The 22,086-nt window shown below is 63.4% G+C and carries 22 protein-coding genes; 15 read left to right on the forward strand and 7 right to left on the reverse strand.

Annotation, left to right across the window (positions count from 1 at the left end):
* Positions 1 to 155 precede the first annotated feature (155 nt).
* The 9 genes from CCOS191_RS00405 to CCOS191_RS00445 all read left to right on the forward strand — a co-directional run bounded on the left by CCOS191_RS00405 (position 156) and on the right by CCOS191_RS00445 (position 8,411).
* Positions 156 to 458, forward strand: coding sequence for a c-type cytochrome (locus CCOS191_RS00405; RefSeq protein WP_031314666.1), 303 nt, complete (start codon positions 156 to 158; stop codon positions 456 to 458).
* A 31-nt stretch (positions 459 to 489) separates the two neighbouring features.
* On the forward strand, positions 490 to 1,107 hold the full coding sequence (locus CCOS191_RS00410; protein ID WP_046853621.1) for a c-type cytochrome: 618 nt from the start codon (positions 490 to 492) through the stop codon (positions 1,105 to 1,107).
* 165 nt (positions 1,108 to 1,272) lie between these two features.
* Entirely contained in the window at positions 1,273 to 1,905 is a 633-nt protein-coding gene (dsbA, locus tag CCOS191_RS00415) for a thiol:disulfide interchange protein DsbA (protein ID WP_046853622.1), read from the forward strand.
* Between the two features lie 12 nt (positions 1,906 to 1,917).
* The gene (locus CCOS191_RS00420) at positions 1,918 to 2,772 is read left to right on the forward strand and encodes an endonuclease/exonuclease/phosphatase family protein (protein WP_046853623.1); all 855 of its coding nucleotides are present in this window, start codon (positions 1,918 to 1,920) and stop codon (positions 2,770 to 2,772) included.
* Between the two features lie 96 nt (positions 2,773 to 2,868).
* A complete protein-coding gene (locus CCOS191_RS00425; protein ID WP_046853624.1) occupies positions 2,869 to 4,869 on the forward strand; it encodes a GGDEF domain-containing protein in 2,001 nt (666 codons plus the stop codon).
* 99 nt (positions 4,870 to 4,968) lie between these two features.
* Positions 4,969 to 5,364, forward strand: coding sequence for a hypothetical protein (locus tag CCOS191_RS00430; protein ID WP_046853625.1), 396 nt, complete (start codon positions 4,969 to 4,971; stop codon positions 5,362 to 5,364).
* A gap of 71 nt (positions 5,365 to 5,435) precedes the next feature.
* Positions 5,436 to 6,212, forward strand: coding sequence for an N-acetylmuramoyl-L-alanine amidase (locus CCOS191_RS00435; protein WP_046853626.1), 777 nt, complete (start codon positions 5,436 to 5,438; stop codon positions 6,210 to 6,212).
* A 110-nt stretch (positions 6,213 to 6,322) separates the two neighbouring features.
* Positions 6,323 to 7,942, forward strand: a complete 1,620-nt coding sequence (locus CCOS191_RS00440; protein WP_046853627.1) for an EAL domain-containing protein — start codon at positions 6,323 to 6,325, stop codon at positions 7,940 to 7,942.
* Between the two features lie 193 nt (positions 7,943 to 8,135).
* The gene (locus CCOS191_RS00445) at positions 8,136 to 8,411 is read left to right on the forward strand and encodes a hypothetical protein (RefSeq protein ID WP_156177493.1); all 276 of its coding nucleotides are present in this window, start codon (positions 8,136 to 8,138) and stop codon (positions 8,409 to 8,411) included.
* A gap of 194 nt (positions 8,412 to 8,605) precedes the next feature.
* Here the strand turns inward: CCOS191_RS00445 and CCOS191_RS00450 are convergent, their stop codons facing one another.
* Positions 8,606 to 10,384, reverse strand: a complete 1,779-nt coding sequence (locus CCOS191_RS00450) for a KinB sensor domain-containing domain (RefSeq protein WP_046853629.1) — start codon at positions 10,382 to 10,384, stop codon at positions 8,606 to 8,608.
* Complete coding sequence (gene algB / locus CCOS191_RS00455) at positions 10,381 to 11,727, reverse strand: sigma-54-dependent response regulator transcription factor AlgB (RefSeq protein WP_046853630.1); 1,347 nt, start codon at positions 11,725 to 11,727, stop codon at positions 10,381 to 10,383. Before algB ends, CCOS191_RS00450 begins: the two co-directional genes overlap by 4 nt.
* Positions 11,728 to 11,937: 210 nt before the next feature.
* Here algB and CCOS191_RS00460 point away from each other — a divergent pair, with 210 nt between their 5' ends.
* From CCOS191_RS00460 to CCOS191_RS00485, 6 genes are all read left to right on the forward strand, one after another.
* A complete protein-coding gene (locus CCOS191_RS00460; RefSeq protein WP_046853631.1) occupies positions 11,938 to 12,759 on the forward strand; it encodes a BON domain-containing protein in 822 nt (273 codons plus the stop codon).
* A 175-nt stretch (positions 12,760 to 12,934) separates the two neighbouring features.
* Positions 12,935 to 13,222: a hypothetical protein gene (locus CCOS191_RS00465; protein WP_046853632.1), complete on the forward strand. Its 288-nt coding sequence runs from the start codon at positions 12,935 to 12,937 to the stop codon at positions 13,220 to 13,222.
* 39 nt (positions 13,223 to 13,261) lie between these two features.
* Positions 13,262 to 13,423, forward strand: a complete 162-nt coding sequence (locus CCOS191_RS26920) for a DUF1328 domain-containing protein (RefSeq protein WP_008092060.1) — start codon at positions 13,262 to 13,264, stop codon at positions 13,421 to 13,423.
* A gap of 5 nt (positions 13,424 to 13,428) precedes the next feature.
* Complete coding sequence (locus tag CCOS191_RS00475; RefSeq protein ID WP_046853633.1) at positions 13,429 to 13,899, forward strand: inhibitor of vertebrate lysozyme family protein; 471 nt, start codon at positions 13,429 to 13,431, stop codon at positions 13,897 to 13,899.
* Positions 13,900 to 14,625: 726 nt separating this feature from the next.
* The gene (gene gltP, locus CCOS191_RS00480) at positions 14,626 to 15,960 is read left to right on the forward strand and encodes a glutamate/aspartate:proton symporter GltP (protein ID WP_023629390.1); all 1,335 of its coding nucleotides are present in this window, start codon (positions 14,626 to 14,628) and stop codon (positions 15,958 to 15,960) included.
* Positions 15,961 to 16,188: 228 nt separating this feature from the next.
* Entirely contained in the window at positions 16,189 to 17,418 is a 1,230-nt protein-coding gene (locus CCOS191_RS00485; RefSeq protein WP_046853634.1) for a nucleoside recognition domain-containing protein, read from the forward strand.
* Here CCOS191_RS00485 and CCOS191_RS00490 read toward each other — a convergent pair.
* From CCOS191_RS00490 to CCOS191_RS00510, 5 genes are all read right to left on the reverse strand, one after another.
* Positions 17,400 to 18,014, reverse strand: coding sequence for an ABC-type transport auxiliary lipoprotein family protein (locus CCOS191_RS00490; protein ID WP_046853635.1), 615 nt, complete (start codon positions 18,012 to 18,014; stop codon positions 17,400 to 17,402). The genes CCOS191_RS00485 and CCOS191_RS00490 overlap by 19 nt on opposite strands.
* Positions 18,011 to 18,949: an MlaD family protein gene (locus CCOS191_RS00495; RefSeq protein WP_046853636.1), complete on the reverse strand. Its 939-nt coding sequence runs from the start codon at positions 18,947 to 18,949 to the stop codon at positions 18,011 to 18,013. Before CCOS191_RS00495 ends, CCOS191_RS00490 begins: the two co-directional genes overlap by 4 nt.
* Before the next feature lie 3 nt (positions 18,950 to 18,952).
* A complete protein-coding gene (locus tag CCOS191_RS00500) occupies positions 18,953 to 19,738 on the reverse strand; it encodes an ABC transporter ATP-binding protein (RefSeq protein WP_046853637.1) in 786 nt (261 codons plus the stop codon).
* Positions 19,735 to 20,868: an ABC transporter permease gene (locus CCOS191_RS00505; RefSeq protein ID WP_046853638.1), complete on the reverse strand. Its 1,134-nt coding sequence runs from the start codon at positions 20,866 to 20,868 to the stop codon at positions 19,735 to 19,737. The genes CCOS191_RS00500 and CCOS191_RS00505 overlap by 4 nt, the downstream gene beginning before the upstream one ends.
* A 102-nt stretch (positions 20,869 to 20,970) precedes the next feature.
* Complete coding sequence (locus CCOS191_RS00510; protein WP_046853639.1) at positions 20,971 to 21,981, reverse strand: DUF5924 family protein; 1,011 nt, start codon at positions 21,979 to 21,981, stop codon at positions 20,971 to 20,973.
* Between the last annotated feature and the right edge of the window lie 105 nt (positions 21,982 to 22,086).

Below are 22,086 nucleotides of genomic sequence, written 5' to 3' on the forward strand. Positions count from 1 at the left end.
CAAGCGGTGTCGTTTCCGTTTGGCTGGCGGAAGTATATAATGCCCCAGTTTTTGTGTGCTCATTCGCCCAGCGAAGGCAATTGAGCATGGGGTGTCGAACAATAGCTCGCGCAACAGAACGCAGCGCGGCCCCCAACCCTGTCAGGTCGTTTCGCATGGCGAAATGGCTGCTTGCTGTCGGTATGTTCCTGCCGTTTTTCAGCGCACAGGCTACACAGGATCCCGAGGCGTTGTACAACCGCACGTGCGCGGCCTGTCACGCCGGACAACTGCCCCAGGCACCCAGAAGCGGTGACCGGGCGGCCTGGGAGCCAAGGCTGGCGCAAGGCATGGCGCAACTGGTGGTACATGTTACACAGGGTTTCAAGGCTATGCCGCCGCGTGGATTGTGCATGGACTGCAGTGCCGAGGACTACCGTTTGGTCATCCTTTGGATGAGCGGCAGTCCCGATACATAACATTTCACCCTTAGCCGTGTTGGATTAGCTGATGAACAAACTAGTCGTGAGTCTGCTGTTGACCATGGGGGTCGCAGGTGCGGCAACTGCTGCGGGACCCATCAAAGGCGATGCCGCCGCCGGCCAGGCCAAGACAGCTGTCTGTGGGGCCTGTCACAACCCGGACGGCAACAGCCTGGCACCGAACTTCCCGAAACTCGCCGGCCAAGGTGAGCCCTACCTGAACAAGCAGCTGCACGACATCAAGGACGGCAAGCGTACCGTGCTTGAGATGACCGGCATGCTGGCCAGTTTCAACGACCAGGACCTGGCCGACATCGCCGCTTACTTCGCCAGCCAGAAAGGCAGCGTGGGTGCCGCCGATCCGAAGCTCGTCGAGCGTGGTCGTGCCTTGTTCAACGGCGGCAACCTGGAGAAAGGCATGCCGGCCTGCACCGGTTGCCACTCCCCCAATGGTGCGGGCATCGCCCTGGCGAAGTTCCCGCACCTCAGTGGCCAGCACGCGCAGTACGTCAGCAAGCAGCTGACCGACTTCCGCGAAGGCAACCGCACCAACGACGGCGACGCGATGACCATGCGCACCATCGCCGGCAAGCTCAGCAACAAGGACATCGAAGCACTGTCCAGCTACATCCAGGGCCTGCACTGAATTACGCGTTAACACTCGGTTAATGCTTCAGCGCTAAAGATGAAAAGGGCAGCCCACGCTGCCCTTTTTTCTGTCCGTAGCCGTTACACTACAGAACTCGAGCCCTTCCCGACCTGTCCTACACAGGTCGCGTCGAGGCGACCAAAGACTGCTCAGGAGTAAAGCATGCGTAAACTGATTCTCAGCGCCGCGCTGGTCGCCGCCAGCGTATTCGGTATGGCCGCCGTACAGGCTGCGGAGCCTGTGGCCGGCAAGGAATATATCGAGCTGAGCAACCCCGTGCCGGTATCGGTGCCAGGCAAGATCGAGGTCGTCGAGCTGTTCTGGTATGGCTGCCCGCACTGCTACCACTTCGAACCGACCATCAACCCTTGGGTCGACAAGCTGCCCAAGGACGTCAATTTCAAGCGTGTGCCGGCCATGTTCGGTGGCCCCTGGGATGCCCACGGCCAGATGTTCCTGACGCTTGAAGCCATGGGTGTTGAGCACAATGTCCACAACGCGGTGTTCGATGCCATCCAGAACAAGCGCATGCGCCTGACCGACCCGAATGACATGGCTGACTTCCTGGCCACCCAGGGCGTGGACAAGGACAAGTTCCTCGCCACCTTCAACTCCTTCGCCATCAAGGGCCAGGTCAATCAGGCCAAAGAGCTGGCCAAGAAGTACGAAATCACCGGCGTACCGAGCCTGGTGGTCAACGGCAAGTACCGCTTCGACCTGGGTACCGCCGGTGGTCCGGAAGGCGTGCTGAACGTCGCCGACCAGCTGATCGCCAAGGAGCGCGCCGCTAAGTAAGCGGCGAATGCCATGGGCCGCTTTCGCTCAACCCGAAGCGTCGGCCTGCACCAGCCGCAGGTCAACGAACATCACCTGCAGGCCAGCGGCCTGCCGGCCGATGGTCGCCTGCGGCTGCTCAGTTTCAATATCCAGGTCGGTATCAGTACCGAGCGCTACCGCCACTATGTGACTCGCAGTTGGCAACACCTGCTGCCGCACAACGGGCGGGCCGGTAACCTGCAGAAGATCGGTGACCTGCTCAACGACTTCGACCTGGTGGCCTTGCAGGAAGCCGACGGCGGCAGCCTGCGCTCCGGCTTCGTCAATCAGGTGGAGCACCTCGCCCAGCTGGGGGCCTTCCCCTACTGGTACCAGCAGCTCAATCGCAACCTGGGGCGTTTCGCCCAGCACAGCAACGGCGTGCTCAGCCGTCTGAAGCCCCAGCACCTGGAAGACCATCCCTTGCCTGGCCCGTCTGGGCGAGGGGCGATCCTCGTGCGTTTCGGCGAAGGTGCCGACGCCCTGATCGTGGTGATGATGCACCTGGCGCTCGGCTCCAAGACGCGCGCCCGGCAGCTGGCCTACATCCGCGAGCTGATCGGCGGCTATCGTCACCAGATCCTCATGGGTGACATGAACACCCATGCCAACGACCTGCTCGACCATTCGCCCTTGCGTGATCTCGGGCTTGTCGCGCCCCAGGTCGAGGCCACTTTTCCCAGCTGGCGCCCCCAGCGCTGCCTTGACCACATCCTGCTCAGCCCGAGCCTCACGCTGGAGCGCGTCGAGGTGCTGGCACAGCCAATTTCCGATCACCTGCCCGTTGCTGTCGAGATCCGATTGCCTGATGCCCTGACTGTGGATACGCTGCCGGTCCTGAGTTAGTCCTGCCTGGGCGAATCCTGCACTCAAGTGTTGGGCTTTTCCGCCGAAATCCAGTGATTGCAGGACTAGATGCCACTACCCGTTGCGGATCCAGGCATGACCGAAGAAGCCGAGCGCTGGAAAGAAAAATACCTCAAGAGCATCGAGCAGCAGGAAAAGCTCGAGCGGCGCTGGGAAGCCCGCCTCGACCTGCTGCGTCGTGGCCTGGTGCGCAGCACCCTGGCGGCTGAAGGTAGCGACAAGACCGTTGACCTGTGCATGAAGGAAATGCGCGAGGTCATCCGCAGCGACAACATGGACGCCGGCCTCGCCGGGCTGATTCCGCGCCTGGAAAAAGCCGTGCTCGACTCCGAGCAGCGCCGCGAAACCCGCATGAACCAGGTCAGCGAGGCGCTGACCGCGCTGGTGACCCAGTTGCAGACCTTGCCGCTGCCGGGCGATGTGGCACGTCCGTTGAAAAAGCTGGCGAAGAAGCTCGACGGTGGCGTCAGCCAGTCCCGCGAGCTGCCGCCCTTGCTGGGCGAGCTCAGTGGTTTGCAGGGGCGCGCCCTGGATGCGGTGCAAAAGCCCGATGATGAAGCTCGCCCCGGGTTCCTGCAGCGCCTGTTCTGTGGCCGTGACGAGCCCCAAGGGGAATTGGCGACCGCACCTGTTGCCGTCGAGGCGACGTCGCCCGCACCGCGGCCAGCCGCGGCAGCCCCGGTCATCGCACCTGAGCCACAGCCCAGGGATGCCGACGAACTGCACGCCCTGGCACCTGCCCCTCAAGCCTTGCCCGAGGCGGCACAGGCAGTGGATGAAACGGTGCCCGTCGAGCTGCCTGAAACGGAAATCGAATTACCCGGCCCGGCGCTGGTTGAAACCACGCCGTTGGTCGTTGCCGATGCTCAGCCGGAGGCCGAGCCTTCGGTGGCTGCGGTTGTCGAACCTGTGCCCGAGCCTTTGACCGTCATCGAGACGGAGCAAGCCGCAACGGATGAGCCGGACACAGTGGCGGAGCTGGTCACCGTCGATGATGGCCCTTATGCCCTGCCCGATGCGGTCGAGCCGCCCTACAGCCAGGTTGCCGCCCATATCGAGCAGACTCTGATCGGCTTGCTCGATGACCTGAGCCTGCCCGAGCGCCACAAGGCTCAGGCCCTGGAGATGCGCGAGCGGGTTTCGCGGGGGCTGAACTGGTACGAGCTGATCCCGGTACTGGATGACCTGGCCGTGCTCATGCTGGCGATCACTGACAGCGGCCAGCATGAGTTCGAGGCTTACCTGCAGCAGCTCAACGAGCGCCTGGAAACCTTCCAGAGCCACCTGCACGAAGCCAGCGCCGGCCATGCCGACAACAGCTCCGCCGCCCGAGAGCTCGACAACCAGTTGCGCGAACAGGTCGATGGCCTGCAGAGCAGTGTGCAGGGTGCTGCCGATGTCGACAGCCTCAAGTATATCCTGGAGAACCGTCTCGAAGGCCTGCTGGTGACCATGGATGATCACCAGCACGAGCGTGACCGCCGTGAGCATGAGCTGGCCAGCCGCCTGCAAGGCCTCGCCGAGCGCGTGGCGAGCATGGAGCAGGAGGCCCTGGGCTATCGCGAGCATCTCGAGGAGCAACGCCAGAAGGCCATGATCGATCCGCTCACCGGCCTGCCTAACCGGGCGGCCTGGAGCGAGCAGGTCGAGCGCGAGGTGCTCGACTGGCAGGAAAACGGCGGCCACCTGGCCATGGCCATCCTCGACCTCGACCATTTCAAGCGCATCAACGATGGCTATGGCCACCTGGCGGGCGACAAGGTGCTGAAGATCGTGGCCGATCAACTGCGCAAGCGCTTGCGCGGGCGCGACTTCATCGCCCGTTTTGGTGGCGAGGAATTCGTCCTGCTGCTGCCACAGACTTCGCCACCGGCGGCGGTCCAGGTAGCGGAGGCGTTACGTGCGGCCATCGAAGCCTGCCCCTTCCATTTCAAGGGTGAGCGGGTGGTGATCACCACGTCCATTGGCCTCAGCGCATTCCGCTCCGGTGAGCGTGGCGACCAGGTACTCAAGCGAGCCGACGAGGCGCTGTACCGGGCCAAGGACGGTGGCCGCAACCGCGTCGAGCAGGCATAGATAGTTAACGCCCCGAAGCCCCCGGATCAATCGACACTTCTGGCCAGCGCTGACTCTCCAGCGCATCGCCAACTGATCGATTGTGAAAGGAGTTGAAGGATGAATGTAACCAAATGGCTCATGCTGGCCGTGCTCGGCCTGGTCTTCCAGACCAGTGCCATGGCCAAGGACATGCTGCTCACCGCGCATGTGGGGGCAGACGGCAAGGTACTGCGCCAGTGGCCGGAGTGGATCAGCCAGGTAGAGCGTCAGGCACAGGCCAACTACTTCACCCAGTACAAGCTGAAGCTCAATCCGCGCATCGTGCATCAGGACCCGGGTTTCTGCTCGGTGTCGCCGATCGATGCCAGCAGCTACGACCGGCAGATGCACGGCCAGGCCAAGGTGATCGGCAAACCAATGATCGAACGCCTGAGCGTGATGACCCAGCTGGTGGACATGAAAGGCGCCAGCGGCGACAACTCGCTGGAATTTCTGCTGATGTGCGTACGCTGAGCGTAACGTCGCCACAGGAGCACGTTATACTGTAGCGCTGTTGTCGCCTACTCAATGACGTGTTCCCCGCAATGAAAAGACTTTTCACCGCCCTGCTCCTGTTGGCCCTGGCAGGCTGTTCCAGTGGCCTGCGTATCGACCGCAGCCACCCCTCGGCCAATCAGGACAGCCGCATCCAGTTCGTCGTCGTGCACTACACCAACGCGTCGCTGGAGCGTTCCCTCGCCCTGCTGACCCATGGCGAGGTCAGCAGTCATTACCTCATCGGCGACGGCCCGGCCACGGTCTACCAGCTGGTGGACGAGAACCGCCGCGCCTGGCACGCCGGGGACAGCCAGTGGCAGGGCCGCACCTGGCTCAACTCCAGCTCCATCGGCATCGAGATCGTCAACGAGGGCTACACGGACACGCCGACCGGGCGCGTCTGGCACCCTTACAGCGAAGCCCAGGTGCAAGCGCTGATCGCCTTGCTCAAGGACATCGTCAAGCGCAACAACATCGATCCGCGCCACATCATCGGTCATAGCGACATCGCCCCGCTGCGCAAGCTCGACCCGGGCCCGCTGTTCCCCTGGAAGCGTCTGGCCGAGGCTGGCCTGGGTGTCTGGCCGGATGCGCCTTCGGTAGCGCGACAGCAGGCCTATTTCGAGGTCAATCCGCCGACCATCAGCTGGTACCAGCAACAACTGGCACGCTTTGGCTATGCCATCGACCAGACCGGTGAACTGGACGTGGCCACCCGGCATGTGATCGCGGCCTTCCAGATGCGTTTCCGCCCGCGGCTGTTCGATGGCACGCCGGATGCGCAGACCGCCGCGATGTTGCAGGTGCTTAACCGCAAGCGCTGACCCGAACTTTTCGGACGCTTGGCGCGCAAGCGGGCCAATTCACACGCCCAGCGGCTGCGCCAAGCTTTGATTCAGTTGCTATACCTTTGGTATTCAACTGGATGCCACGCATGCTTGCCCTCTTCACGACGGTGCGTCAAATTTTCCACCGCCCCTGGCTGTTGGCCGCGCTCGCGGCGTTGGCCAGCGCCGGGCTGTTGCTCGCGATCAGCGTAAACGTTGCCCTGCAACAGATGAAACAAAGTGAAAGCGCGCAGATGAATGCCCAGGGCGAGCGTTTTCTCGAGCGCCTGGAGCAGGTGTTCGGCCAGTTGCGCGAGGCCGTGGACCAGCTTCAGGCGCAGCCCCTGCGCGGCTGCGATCCATTGATGCTGACGCAACTGCAACAGGTGGCGCTGAAGTCGCGGTTCATCTACGAAGCGTCCTATGTGGAAGGTACGCGGGCCTGTTCCAACCGCGGCGAGGAGCGGATCATCGAGCCCTTGCGCAGCCCGGATATCCAAGGGCCGACCTACAGCTACTGGCTCAATACCACCACCGAGCCCAACGAGAACCTCGCGGCCCTGATGCTGGGCCGTGGCCGCTTCGTCGTCTCCACCTCCCGTGGCCACCTCACCGACGTCGTCGACCTGCCGCCCGGTGGCAGCCTGCTGGTGGTGCTGGATCGCGGTACCCGGGCCATCCCCGTGCTGGGCCCGACGCAACCCTGGCCACCGACCGCCGAATGGCCGCCCGCGCAGGGCAAATCGTTGATCGAGCTGCCCGACCGCTTGGTCTATCGCATGTCCACCAAATCCCCGGACTACCAGTTGGTGCTGATCGCGCCGAGGGCGAGCCTGCCATTGAAGCTCAATGGCCTGCTCTGGTTGCTGTTCCCTGGAAGCCTGGTATTGGCCGGTTGTATCGGCTGGCTGGTGCTGCAACTGATCCTGCAACGCCGCTCGATGAGCTCTGAGCTTCAGCATGCGCTGCGCCGTGGCGAGCTACAGGTGCTGTACCAGCCGATCTTCGAACTGGACAGCCGCCGCTGCGTCGGTGCCGAGGCCCTGGTGCGCTGGCGCCGCCCGGACGGCAGCCTGACAAGCCCGGAGCTGTTCATTCCCCTGGCGGAGAACACCGGTCAGATTCGACAGATCACCGACTTCGTCCTGCAACGGGTGCTCGAACAGCTGGGGCAGTTGCTGCGGGCCAACCGCCAGCTCTATATCTCGGTCAACCTGGCGGCCTGCGACGTCATGGCGCCGCGTATAGGCCGGGTGGCGGCGCGGTTGCTGGCGCACCATCGTGTCGCCCCCAGCCAGATCGCCTTCGAGGTGACCGAGCGTGGCCTGATCGATGTGGTGGTGGCGCGGGACAACCTGCAGGCCCTGCGCGCCGTCGGGCACCAGGTGCTGATCGATGACTTCGGTACTGGCTATTGCAGCCTCGCCTACCTGCAGACCCTGCCGGTGGACTGCCTGAAGATCGACAAGTCGTTCATCGATGCCCTGGGCCATGACGCCGCCAGCAGCGGCGTGGCGCCGCACATCATCCGCATGGCCCACGACCTGCACCTGCGGGTGATCGCCGAAGGCATCGAGTGCGAGGACCAGGCGGTGCTGCTCAACAGCGAGGGGGTCAACTACGGGCAGGGCTGGCTGTTCGCCCATCCGCTGAATGCCCGTCAGTTTGCCGAGCTGATTACCCGCGGACGGCGGGTGGCGGGGCGGCGGATCGATGATGAGCCTTGAGGTATGTTTCATTCTCATTCTGGCATTTCGAATGCGGGTGAACTGTTGCCGTGACCTTCTACCTGCTCAGTATTAATGTTTTGTGTTGCGAGCGTGTGTGCCGGTACCTGATAAAAATGCTAGTTGTGCTGGTTCTTTTTCTGCAAGTAAAGTTGGCTTGCGTTTTCGGGCTATTTATTTTCGAGGTGCTATCATGAGAGAAGATGAAGGATTAAAGGCTCCTAATGAGTGGAGAGTGATAGTTAAAAGTATCGAAACTATGTTTTCTTACGATCATTCTCGCATTAGTTATTTGAAGATTATCGGAACAGACGAGGACGACAAAGGGTTCGAGATCAAAGTGAGTTCACCAATGCTGCAGGCAGGGGCGTGGGCAGCATTCAATGCTTTGAAATCCAATCTTTCGGTGAGAGTTGAGTTAGCAGTTATTGATGGGGATAATGAGCTTTACATGATGTCTGTGACTTAACTAACGTGCATTCCTAGCGCGGCGCCCCTGACGAGGGGCGTCGTATATCCCACCATTTTACTTGTTGCCCATCGAGAGGCGTGCTGATTGCTCACGCTTCTTACTTGGGGGCGATTGAAAGTTTCCCTTTCCCCTTGAATTTCATCGCCCCAGCGGGTTTGCCATCGGTGGAAGTAAGATTGGCGGTGCAGTAATCAAACAGGCAACGCCATATAGAACTGCGTCCCCTGCCCCGGCCGTGAGAACACGCCCATCCGCCCGCCATGCAGCTGCACGATCTCCTTGCACAGCGCCAATCCCAGACCCGCCCCGCCCTTCTTGCGCCCGACCTGCACGAACGGCTCGAAGATCCGCCCCTGCTGGCCATAGGCGATGCCCTCACCGTTATCCTCGACGCTGATGATCACCCGCTCGGCATGCCGTCTGGCATGCAGGCGGATACGCCCGCCGGAGCCGGTGTGGCGAATGGCGTTGTGCAGCAGGTTGTCCAGCACGCGGTCGAGCTGGACGACATCAGCCTGGATACGTGGCAGCGGTGGTTCCAGCTCGCGGATGATCTCGATCTGCTTGCCCGAGGCTTGTTCGACGAAGCGCGCCTGGGCGCGCTCGAACAGTTCCTCCAATGAACAGGGGGCCAGTTCCAGCTTCTGCAAGCCGCTTTGATAGCGGGAGAAGTTGAGCAGGTCGTTGATCAATTGAGTGAGGCGCTGCATTTCCTCGGCAATGGTTTCGAGCAGGTCGTTCTCCCGCGCTTCGGGCGGGAAGCTGACACGTTCGCGCAACAGCCCGAACGCCATGTGCATGCCCGTGACGGGTGTGCGCAGCTCATGGGAAGCACGCAGTACGAATTCGCTGCGTACCCGTTCGAAAGCGCGTTGTTCGGTGACATCGTGCAGCACCATCACCGCGCCGAGAATGGGTCCTTCGGGGTGGCTGACCGGGGTCAGGCTATAGGTCAGCAGCCTGGTCTCTTCATCCACCTCCAGGCTCAGGTCCTCCGGCAGCCGGTCCAGGCTGCCGCCGCGCAGCACCTGGCGCAGCTGTTGTTCCAGCTCGGGGCGTTGCAGGGCTTCGGCCAGGCTTGCGCCGAGGCGGCTGGGATCCCAGCCGAGCTGGCGCTGGGCCACCGGGTTGAGGTGCTCCAGTCGCCCTTGCCGGTCGATGATCAGCAGGCCATCGTCGATGCTGTCCAGTACCGCCTGCAGGCGCTGCTGGCCAGCCTGCAGCTCATCGACATTGGTGGCCTGGTGCTTGCGCAGGGCGTCGGCCATCAGGCCGAAGCGGCGGGTCAGCAGGTTGAGTTCGGTGGCCTGGGTCACCGGCAGGGTGACGTCGAAGTTGCCCTGGCCGACCTGGTCGGCGGCCTTGGCCAGCGCCTCGATCGGCTGGCCAAAGCGGCGCGCGATGTTGTGCGCGGTGATGAAGCCGAGGACCAGCACGACGAGGCCCATCAGGCCGAGCAGGCCACTGATAAGCAAGGCGTGGTCGCGCGATGCCTCCTCGCTGCGGGTGATGTGCTCCAGGGCCTGGCGGTGCGAGTCGAGCAGGTCGGTGCGCACCTGGTTGAAGGCGGCGCCGAGGGGCTGGTCCACACCCATGCTGCGAGCGGGCGCCGGACTCTGCCGATAGGCCTGGACGAATGCCTGGTAGTTGCTGGCGGCCTTGCTGAAACCGGTACGCTCGCCGCCTTGTTCCAGCCCCTGCTTGAGCAGTGTCTGGAACTGATCCTGCAGGGTGACGAGGGTGCTTGGGGCGGTGTCCTCGTCGAGGATGAGGTTGAGCTGCTCGCCCAGGTTCTGGCGCAGCTTCAGGGCCAGCTCCAGGGTCTGGGTGGTGTCCTGCACCACGCGCTGCTGCAGCGCTGCCATCTGCAGCACACTGAACAACCCCAGCAGCAAGCCCAGCAAGGCCACGGTGACCAGCGCCGAGATGCTCAGGAACAGCCGCGTGCGCAGCTTCATCGGCCATTTCATAGGTTGTACTGCTTGCGCTTGCGGTACAGGGTGGAGGCGTCGATACCCAGGGTCTTGGCGGCTTGGTCGAGGGTGTCGCTGGTGGCCAGTACCGCGCCGATATGGGCACGTTCCAGCTCGTCCAGGCTCAGCGCCGCACCCACCCGGGGTGCGTTGCCGGCGGGTTGCTCAGCCATGCCCAGGTGGCTGATCTCCACACGTTCCTGTGGGCAGATGATGCTGGCGCGCTCGATCACGTTGCGCAGTTCGCGGATGTTGCCCGGCCAGCGGTAGTTCAGCAGCGCCGCGCGCGCTTCGTCGCTGAAGCCACGGGCCGGGCGCGAGTACTCCTTGACGAAGCGCGCCAGGAAACGGTCGGCCAGGGTCAGGATGTCTTCACTGCGCTCGCGCAGGGGGGGCAGGTGCAAGGTGATCACGTTCAACCGGTACAACAAGTCTTCGCGGAAACGGTTCTCGCGCACCATCTCGTCGAGGTTGAGGTTGGTGGCCGCGAGGATCCTTACATCTGCCCGTCGCGTGACCGGGTCACCGACCCGCTCGTACTCCTTGTCCTGGATGAAACGCAGCAACTTTGGTTGCAAAGTGAGGGGAAAATCACCGATCTCGTCAAGGAACAGCGTGCCGCCATCGGCCTGGCTGACTCGCCCCAGGGTACTTTCGCTGGCACCGGTGAAGGCGCCACGAGTGTGTCCGAACAGCTCGCTTTCCATCAGCTCGGCATTCAACGAGGGGCAGTTGATGGTCACGCAGGCCTTGCGTGCGCGCTTGCTCCAGCCATGGATGGCGCGGGCCAGTTCGCCCTTGCCGGTACCGGACTCACCGAGGATAAGGATGTTGGCATCGGTGGTCGCCACCTGGCGGGCGGTTTCCAGCACCGCCATCATCGCCGGGCTGTGGGAGTCCAGGCCGTCCTTGGGCTTGCGTACTTCACCCTCGAGGGCCTCCAGGCGCGCCGACAGCTGGCGCACTTCCAGCTGCTTGGCCGTGGCCAGGCGCAGTTGGTCGGGGCTGCAGGGCTTGACCAGGTAATCGGCGGCGCCGGCCTGGATGGCGTCCACCGCGGTATCGATGGCCGAGTGGGCAGTGACGATGACCACCCGCATCCACGGCGCCTGGATGCGCATTTGCGCCAATACATCCAGGCCGTTGTCCTCGCCCAGGCGCAGGTCGAGGAAACACAGGTCGAACACCTGGCGCTGCAGCAGGGTCTCAGCCTGGGCGGCGCTGTTGGCGGTCGCCACGCTGTAGCCCTCGTCCTCGAGGCAGTAGCGGAAGGTACGCAGGATGGCGGACTCGTCGTCCACCAGCAGAATGCGGCCTTGGTTGTCCTGGGCTGATTCCATTTCCTGCGCTCCTTTGGGATTGATCTCAATTAGTGTCGGAAAAATCGGGCAAGTTGCATGGTCGATTCTGATTGATTCTGTCCCATGCATGCTAGCCGCATGCCTTCATGATGGCTAAGTGGCTGATAAATCTGAAGTTGATTGTGGGCAAATAGCTGGCATGGCGGTTGCGAGAGTCATGGGTTGAGTGATGCGAAAGGAGGTTTTGTGATGTCTATTTACCCTCGAATGGCCGTGCTGGCGGCTTGTGTGTTGTCGGTCATCGCCCAGGCACAGGCTGATCCTGTGCAGGACGCGCGCCTCGAAGGCGCCCTGCAGACGGCGATGTCCCTCAACGCCATGCTCAACGCCTTCCCTATAAAGGTAGAAGTCGATGGCCGGCGGGCCCGGCTTTCGGGCGAAGTGGAGAACCCGGTGGAACGCATGCTGGCCGAACAGGTGGCCCTGGCCACGCGCGGGATCGAGCAGGTGGATAACCAGTTGCGGATCGACCCAGGCCTGGTGGACAGACCCCTGGAATTGCGTGCCTACGCCCAGCGTCTGGAAGACGCCACCCTCGGCGCGGTGGTGCGCGCACGGCTGCTGTGGAGCCGGGTTACCGAGAAGGCCGCTATCGAGGTGGAAAGCCGCGAAGGCGTGGTGACCCTGCGCGGCAAGGTGGACAGCCCTGAGGCCAAGGAGCTTGCCGGGGTGCTGGCGCGTACTACCGATGGCGTACATCTGGTCAACAACCTGGTCAGCCTGGATAGCACGGCCTTGGCCAAGGCCCGGGAAAAGCCTGTCGATGCCCCGACAGGCCCGCAGCCCAGCGACAGCTGGATCGTCGACAAGATCCAGGCCAGCTACCGCTTCAGCCGCAACCTGGACGGGCTGAACATCAAGGTAGCCAGTGAAGAGGGCCTGGTCAGGCTATCGGGTGAGGTGGTCAGCAGCGAGCAGAAAGCCATTGCGGTGGACGTCGCGAGGCAGATCGTCGGGGTGCGCGGCGTAGACGCCGATCTGTTGAAGATCGCCACCAAGGTAGAGGGCTGATCGTGCAAATCGCACGAGCCCTTGTAGGCGCATCGTGCAGGATACGTCCTTCACTGGTATGCGAATATTACATAAATCATTGATTTAAAAGGATTTATTTAGAGTTTCATGGCTGGCATGCAGGCTGCACTGATCTTCCCAAGAACGGATAACAAGTACTGCAGGAGGAGCCGGCATGAATCGCCCCAACGTCAACCGCACGCAGAGCGCTGTAGTACCCCTGCAGCAGCTGCTGTTCCTCGGCATGGCCCTGCTGCTGACCTTGGCGGTCGGCCTGTTCCATCACAGCTGGCAGACCGCCCGGCTGGCCGAGCAAGTGGCGGCGCAGACCGCGCTGTTGACGCAACTGCGGGCAACGACCCACGCCAGCACCTTGGTCAAGGCCGCCCAGCCACTGCCCAGTGCCGATACTGCCCCTGCCGTTCTTGACCGCGTCGAGCCCCAGCAACGTTGGGTGTTCTGACACTGCTGACCGATTTCGTACAAGAAAAGGAGAAACATCATGCTGAGTTGGGCTATCACCTTCCTGATCATCGCCATTATTGCCGCAGTCCTAGGCTTTGGTGGTATCGCCGGCGCTGCGACCGGTATCGCGAAGATCCTGTTCATCGTCTTCCTGGTGCTGTTCGTTGCCTCCTTCTTCTTCGGCCGCGGTAGAGGTTGACGACCATGAGCAGGATGCTCCCGAAAGCCTTGGCCGTCGCACTGCTGCTGGGCAGTGGTGCGTCGGCGCTGGCCGCCAATGACGGCCAGGTCCGGGTCAACCAGTTGCTTGGCTCGGACCCCGAATACCAGAAGACCTGGCAGAAGACGATAAGGAAAGAAGAGCGCTTGCCGGAATGGGTGATCAACCTCAGCGGCAGCTCGGCACAGCAGATGTCGGCGGTGACCGAGGACGGCGACCAGTATCTGGTTGGTCCGCTCTGCGAATCCGACGGCAATTGCACCTACAAGCGCCTGGTCGTGGCCTTCAGCTGGGACAAGGATGAAGCCTACGGCATGCTCGTGGAAGTGCCGGAGGGCCTGCCCGCAGACAAGTCGCCGACCCGCCATGCGGACTACCGCTGGTTGGGCAAGCCGGACGAAGGCATGAAAGCTTTGCTGCAGGAGCAGCTCAAGCGTGACCCGAACTGGTACTGACCAGCGGTCGCGCACTGTAACGCTATAGAAGCTGAACCTTTTTATCTTTCAGGCTTCTATGATGCGCCGCCCCGAGGAGGGACGGCGCATGACCAGGGGGCCGGGCCGTTCTGACTGTTGCAGGGTCGGAGTGGCCTAGGGGTACAGGGAGTGCCTCCATCATGGGCCGGGTCAGGAGAGGGTGGCATCGGAAGTTGCAGGTCGATCGGGTCGGGTTGAGGACGTGACCGATCTGGCTTCCGAAGCGCCTGTAGGGATTTATCTATCCATACGAGCGACTTTTCACTTCAGACACATTTTGTCGCTACCGTATATCGAAATTTTTTTAGTTGTCCGACAGGTCAGCCGGTGTGGCATTTCAGCCATTCGGATTGTCGAACACGCCATCAAACTCCCTTCTTTCATACCTGCAAATCTGCCGAAAAATGGCGCATTGGCCTTGTTCGGAAATCCGAACGTTGAAAATCAAGGCTTTGGCGATGCTCGATTTCGGCTTCTGGTCTCATGCCGATTCGGCATGGGGTAGTCGTTTCCGGCATTAGACTGCCCCTGCCCACGTCGCAATAGTTGCCGCCTTTTTCCTTGGCCCGAGCGCCAGAAATGCTCGCTCGCGGTGTCCTTACAGAGGGCCCGGAACGGAACATACAGCCGCCCAGAAGCTTTGAAGCGCTCTGGAACGCGACTTTCCGTCAGGTGCCCGTGACCACTACAACAAAGGGTAATGACATGAAGAAGGCAAAACTGAGCCTCGCCTGGCAGATCGTCATCGGTCTGTTGCTGGGCGTTGCAGTCGGCGCGCTACTGAATCATTTCAGTGCAGAAAAGGCATGGTGGATCAGCAACGTCCTCCAGCCGGCCGGCGATATCTTCATTCGCCTGATCAAGATGATCGTCGTCCCGATCGTGATTTCGTCGCTGATCGTGGGCATCGCCGGGGTAGGCGACGCGAAGAAACTGGGCAGTATCGGCCTGAAGACCATCATCTACTTCGAGGTGGTGACCACCATCGCCATCGTCGTCGGCCTGGTCCTGGCCAACGTGTTCCACCCGGGCGCCGGCATCGACATGAGCACCCTGGGCACCGTCGACATTTCCAAGTACCAGGCCACCGCGGCCGAGGTGCAGCATGAGCACGCGTTCATCGAGACCCTGCTCAACCTGATCCCGTCGAATATCTTCGCGGCGCTGATGCGTGGCGAGATGCTGCCGATCATCTTCTTCTCGGTGATGTTCGGCATGGGCTTGTCGAGCCTCAACGCCGATCTGCGCGAGCCGCTGGTGCGTACCTTCCAGGGCGTGTCGGAGACCATGTTCAAGGTCACCCACATGATCATGAACTACGCGCCGATCGGTGTGTTCGCCCTGATCGCCGTGACTGTCGCCAACTTCGGCTTCAGCTCGCTGCTGCCGTTGGCCAAGCTGGTGCTGCTGGTGTACTTCGCCATCGCCTTCTTCGCCTTCATGGTGCTGGGCCTGGTGGCTCGCCTGTTCGGCTTCTCGGTGATCAAGATCATGCGCATCATGAAAGATGAGCTGATCCTCGCCTACTCCACCTCCAGCTCCGAGACCGTGCTGCCGCGCGTGATCGAGAAGATGGAGAAGTACGGTGCGCCGAAGTCGATTTGCTCGTTCGTGGTCCCGACCGGCTACTCGTTCAACCTCGACGGTTCGACCCTGTACCAGAGCATCGCGGCGATCTTCATCGCCCAGCTGTACGGCATCGACCTGTCCTGGAGCCAGCAGCTGCTGCTGGTGCTGACCCTGATGGTCACCTCCAAGGGTATCGCCGGCGTGCCGGGCGTATCGTTCGTGGTACTGCTGGCCACCCTGGGCAGCGTGGGCATCCCGCTGGAAGGCCTGGCCTTCATCGCCGGTGTCGACCGCATCATGGACATGGCCCGTACCGCGCTGAACGTGGTCGGCAACGCCCTGGCCGCAGTGGTCATCGCCAAGTGGCAGGGTATGTACGACGCCGAGAAAGGCGAGGCGTACTACAAGTCGCTGGTGCTGGAAAAAGGCAAGAAAGAGGCCGTGGTGGCGGGCAAGACCGTCAACCAGTAAGCCGCTGAGCTGAACGAAGAGCCCCGACTTGTCGGGGCTTTTTGTTGTCTGGAAGTTGACCGCAGCCGTGTTACCCACACTGGCCCCATCGCCGGCAAGCCGGCTCCCACACGGGTATCGCAAATCCCTGTGGGAGTCGGCTTGCCGGCGATGGGGTGCGAAGCGCCCCCAACAGCGCGCACGTTGATTGCGCTATCATTCGGGCATTTTTCACGGGGGAACACACGGATGCTCAACGGCCTCTGGCTCGGCTTTTTCCTGATTGCGGCCATCAGCGCCCTGGGCCAATGGCTGGTGGGCGGCAATGCCGGCATTTTCGCCGCGATGGTCGAGAGCATCTTCGCCATGGCCAAGCTCTCGGTAGAGGTGATGGTCCTGCTGTTCGGCACCCTGACCCTGTGGCTGGGTTTTCTCAAGATCGCCGAGAAGGCCGGCATCGTCGAATGGCTGGCCAAGGTCCTCGGGCCGCTGTTCGCCCGGCTGATGCCGGAGGTACCGCCGGGCCACCCTGCCCTGGGCCTGATCACCATGAACTTCGCGGCCAACGGCCTGGGCCTGGACAACGCCGCCACGCCCATCGGCCTGAAGGCCATGCGCTCGCTGCAGGAGCTCAACCCCAGCAGCACCACGGCGAGCAACGCGCAGATCCTGTTCCTGGTGCTCAACGCCTCGTCGCTGACGTTGCTGCCGGTGACCATCTTCATGTACCGCGCCCAGCAAGGCGCACCTGACCCAACCATGGTGTTCCTGCCGATCCTGCTGGCCACCAGTTGCTCGACCCTGGTCGGCCTGCTGTCGGTGGCGGTGATGCAGCGCCTGCGCCTGTGGGACCCGGTGGTGCTTGCCTACCTGATCCCCGGCGCGCTGTTGCTGGGTGGCTTCATGGCTTTTCTCGGCACGCTGTCGGCGGCCGCACTGGCCAGCCTGTCTTCGATCCTGGGCAACCTGACGCTGTTCGGCGTGATCATCCTGTTCCTGGTGATCGGCGCGTTGCGGCGGGTGCAGGTGTACGAGGCCTTCGTCGAGGGCGCCAAGGAGGGTTTCGACGTGGCCAAGGGGCTGTTGCCCTACCTGGTGGCGATGCTGGTGGCCGTGGGCGTGTTGCGTGCCTCCGGCGCCCTGGAGCTGGCCCTGGACGGCATCCGCCACGCGGTGACCTGGATGGGCCTGGATACGCGCTTCGTCGAGGGCCTGCCCACGGCGCTGGTCAAGCCGTTCTCCGGCAGCGCGGCGCGGGCGATGCTGATCGAGACCATGCAGACCCAGGGCGTGGACAGCTTCCCTGCGCTGGTGGCGGCGACCATCCAGGGCAGCACCGAAACCACCTTCTACGTGCTGGCGGTGTACTTCGGCGCGGTGGGTATCCAGCGCGTGCGGCATGCGGTGGGCTGCGCGCTGCTGGCCGAGCTGTCCGGGGTGATCGCGGCGATCTTCGTCTGCTACTGGTTCTTTGCCTGAGCCTGGCTGACGGTCCAGTCGATCACCTGGCGCGCCAGCTGGTCGCTGGCCGTGCCGAAGCCGGCGACCACCGCCGGCACTTGCTGGCTGCCTAGCGGCTGGCGTACCTCGAAGCGTTTACTCGCGAGGATGCGCTGGCTGCGGCCCTGCACTAGCCGGGCATCGTAGCGAATCACCACCTCCACCGCCCCGCCTGGGCGGTACTCGCTCTGGAACGCCTGCAGTTCGCCACCCAGCTCGTAGTCCGCCTGCAGGTTGCTGTCGTCGGCACTCAGGCGCTGCACTCGGCCATCGCGCTGGAAGCCGTCGAGCAGGCGATTGCGCACCAGCATCGGCGTCGGGTCGCTCCAGCGGGCGCCCTTGTAGCTGCTGATCACATCCCCCTGGGGAATGACCGCGATACGCGGCCCGGCCAGGGCTTCGCTGGCCAGTGGCTTGTTCAGGCGCAGCGACCAGTCCAGCGGCGCGGCACTGCGGGCGGTCTGGCTCACCGGCAGGCGATAGATATCCACAGGCTCGGACTGCGGCAGGATCGAGCAGGCCGTAGCCAGGCTCAGGGCGGTAACGAGTGCGGCCAGGCGCAGCGACAGCTTCATGGCTGGAACTCCTTGTTGTTGTCGCGGCCCAGCAGGTAGCCGCTGGGGTCGGCTTCCAGGCGCCGGGAGATGCCCTTGAGCGAGTTGAGGGTCTCGCGCAGTTCGCGGATTGCCGGGGCGATCTGGTTCAGGCCTTGGGCACCGTCGTCCAGGGACTGGCGATTGTCCTGCAACAGGCTGTTGATGGTCGCGGTGCTTTCGGCCAGCGACTGCATGGCCTGCTCGGCGCTGCCGATGGCCTGCTTGCCCTGGGTGCCCAGCAGTCCGTTGGCATTGCGCATCAGGGCCTGGGTCTCGGCCAGGGTGGCATTGGCCTGCTTGCCGACCTGAGCCAGCTGTTCGATGGCCTCGGAAATCCCGCCTTTCTGGTTGGCGAAGGCGCCGGTGGTCTGCTCGAGGTTGGCCAAGGTATTGCTGAGGCGCTCGATATTGCTCGAGGAGAACATCTGGTTGGCGTTGTGCAGCAACAGGTTGATGTTGGTCACCAGGTCGCTGCTGTCGTTGAGCAGGCGCGAGATTGGTGAAGGCGAGGCGACGATCACCGGCAGCTTGCCGTCCTTGCCCTTGAGTTCCGGGCTTTGCGGCGTGCCGCCGCTGAGCTGGATGAACGAGTTGCCGGTCACCCCCGCCAGGGTCAGCTTGGCCTGGGTGTCCTCCTTGACCGGCGTGTCGCCGCTAAGGCGCACGCGAGCCAGGACCCGGCGCGGGTCCTTCGGGTCCAGGCGCAGGCTGCTGACATCACCGACCTTGATGCCGTTGTACTGCACCGGGCTGCCGCGGGACAGGCCCGAGACCGCCTCGTTGAACACCACTTCGTAGTCCTTGAAAGCGTCGTCGACACTGGACTTGGTCAGCCACAGGCCGAACAGCATGGCGCCCGCCACCACCAGCACGGTGACCAGGCCGATCAGGACATGATGAGCTCGGGTTTCCATCGTTCAGCGCTCCTGGCGGGCGCGCAGGGCGGCGTCTTCGGCCGCCCGGCCACGCGGGCCGTGAAAGTATTCGTGAATCCAGGGATCAACGGTCTGCTCGACCTCGGCCAGGGGCCCGGCTACCAGCACCTTCTTCTGCGACAGCACCGCCACCCGGTCGGTAATGGTGTAGAGGGTGTCCAGGTCGTGGGTGATGAGGAACACCGACAGGCCCAGGGCGTCGCGCAGGGTAAGGATCAACTGGTCGAAGGCGGCGGCGCCGATCGGGTCGAGGCCGGCGGTGGGCTCGTCGAGGAACAGGATGTCCGGGTCCAGGGCCAGGGCTCGGGCCAGGGCGGCGCGCTTGATCATGCCGCCGGACAGCGAGGCCGGGTACTTGTCGGCAGCGCTGATCGGCAGCCCGGCCAACGCCAGCTTGACCCCGGCCAGGTGCTCGGCGTCGGCCCGTGACAGCCCGGCATGCTCGATCAGCGGCAGGGCGACGTTCTCGGTAACGGTCAGCGAGGAGAACAGTGCGCCCTTCTGGAACAGCACGCCGAAGCGGCGTTCGACCAGCGAGCGCTGGTTTTCGTCGAGCGTGGCCAGGTCCTGGCCGAATACCTTGACCGTGCCTTCATTGGGCCGGCGCAGGCCGACGATGCTGCGCAGCAGCACCGACTTGCCGCTGCCCGAACCGCCGACCACGGCGAGGATTTCACCGCGGTACAGGTCCAGGTCGAGGTTCTCGTGCACGCTCTGGCTGCCGAAGCGGTTGCACAGGCCCCGGGCTTCGATCACGGCTTCAGTCACCAGCCCATCTCCATGAAGAACAGTGCGGCCACCGCGTCCAGCACGATGACCACGAAGATCGATTGCACCACGGCGGAGGTGGTGTGGGCACCCACCGACTCGGCGCTGCCGCTGACCTTGAAGCCTTCCAGGCAGCCGATGGCGGCGATCAGGAACGCGAAGAACGGCGCCTTTGCCATGCCCACCAGGAAATGCTGCACGCCGATGTCGCTCTGCAGCAGCGAGAGGAACATGGCCGGCGAGATGTCCAGGGTCAGGGCGCAGACCACCGCGCCACCGATCATGCCGCAGAGCATCGCGACGAAGGTCAGCAATGGCAATGCGATCAACAGTGCCAGCACTCGGGGCACAACCAGCAGCTCGATTGGGTTAAGGCCCAGGGTGCGAATGGCGTCGATCTCTTCGTTGGCCTTCATCGAGCCGATCTGCGCGGTGAACGCGCTGGCGGTGCGCCCGGCCATGAGGATGGCGGTCAGCAGCACGGCGAACTCGCGCAGGAAGGAGAACGCCACCAGGTCGACGGTGAAGATCGTCGCGCCGAAGTCGGCCAGCACCGTGGCGCCCAGGAAGGCCACCACAGCGCCGACCAGAAAGGTCAGCAAGGCGACGATGGGCGCGGCGTCCAGGCCGGTCTGCTCGAGGTGCGCGACCACCGGGGTGACCCGCCAGCGATGCGGCTGGAACAGGCGCAGGAACAAGGTCTGCAGGATCAGGCCGATGAAACCCAGCACCTGGTTGGTGTCCTGCCACAGCTGGTCGACGGCGCGGCCGATGCGCGCCAGCAGGAGCAGCAGCACTGGCTGCTCCGGTTCCTTGACCGGGATGCAGTAGTCCTGCACCGAGCAGTAGACGTTCTTCAGCAAGGCCCGGCTGGCATCGGGGAGTTCGTCGCTGCAACGCGACAGGCGTTCGGAGCCCAGCAGCTCGGCCAGCAGCGAGGCGCCGGCGGTGTCCAGGCGGCCCAGCTGGCTGAGGTCGACCTGGGTGTCATCGCCGTACTGGCTGCCCAGGCGCTCGCATTCGCGCTTGAGCTCGGCGTAGTGGGCCAGGGTCCAGTCGCCGACGATGCGCAGGCGGGTGGGCTGCTGCTGGGTGTCCAGGGTAGCGCTCGGGGCGGTCATAGGCTCCATGCATCTGACTGGGGAATCGGCGACTCAGATCATAGCCCATCGCGGGGCAAGCCCGCTCCCACCAGATTCATGGCGTGGGAGCGGGGTTGCCCGGCGATCTTGTCAGGAGTCCACCACCTTGAACCGCAACACTCCGATCACCTGCCCGTCCTCGGTCAGCACCCTCACCTGCCACTTGCCCACCGGGTTGGGCGGGAAGTTCTGCTTGTGGGTCCAGGCGCGGTAGCCCTCCTTGCGCCCGCCGTGGATGTCCAGGGCGATACGGTCGACCTCTTTGCCGTCGAGCTGCCACACATGGTAGATGCGCTCGTTCAGCCCGCGCGGCGCGTTGATGGCAGTGTAGGCATACAGCCCGCCACTGCGGATGCGGCTGGCCGCCACTTCCTCCAGCGACGCGCCCGGCTGACGGTTGAGCACCTCGGTGCTGATCGCCACGTCGGTCATCCACAGCGTGGCCGGCGGCACCCAGGAGCGCAGCAGCCAGCCGCCGCCGCCCACTGCCAGGGTCACCAGCACCAGGGCCATGCCTCGGCGCCAGTTGTTGATCGGGAAGCTGCTGGCCAGGCTCGGGAACGACAGCGCCATGGCGGCGATCAGTGCCAGCTTGAAGCTTTGCGCGGTGGTCAGGTGCAGGATGATCGGCAATGCCGTGAGCATGGCCGCGAACAGCGTCAGGGTGTGCAGCGCCAGGAACAGCCAGCGCCGCGGCGCCAGCCACTTGTGGTACAGCGGGTCGACGATCGAGATCAGCCCCGCAGCACCGAGCAGGCCGGTGAACACCAGCTGGCCGCTGTTCCAGGTGGTGGTGATGAAGAAGAACGGCAGGACGAAGAACAGGCTTTCCTGGTGGATCATCTGCGTCGCGAAGCGCAGCAACGGTTGCGGGATCTCGCGCTTGAAGGTGCGGGCGAACAGCTCGGTGAGGGTGTTCTCCAGCATCAGCCAGACCCAGCTGACCAGCATCGCGATGGCGATCCACCTTGCCAGGCCGGCCTGGCGGTCGACCAGGATGAAGCTGCCGATCCCCGAGAGGAAACCGTAGAGCGCGATGATGCCGGGGTAGCGCTTGAGCAGCTCGATGATGCGCAGGATGAAGCTGGGGAGTGGGGGCATGGGTTTACAACAGGAAAAGGCGTGTTCGAGGCGTCGTGGGAGCGGGCTTGCCCCGCGATGACCTCATCGCGGGGCAAGCCCGCTCCCACGCAGACGCTGTTGGCC

Origin of the sequence: Pseudomonas sp. CCOS 191 (assembly GCF_001007005.1) — a bacterium.
GTDB lineage: Bacteria > Pseudomonadota > Gammaproteobacteria > Pseudomonadales > Pseudomonadaceae > Aquipseudomonas > Aquipseudomonas soli.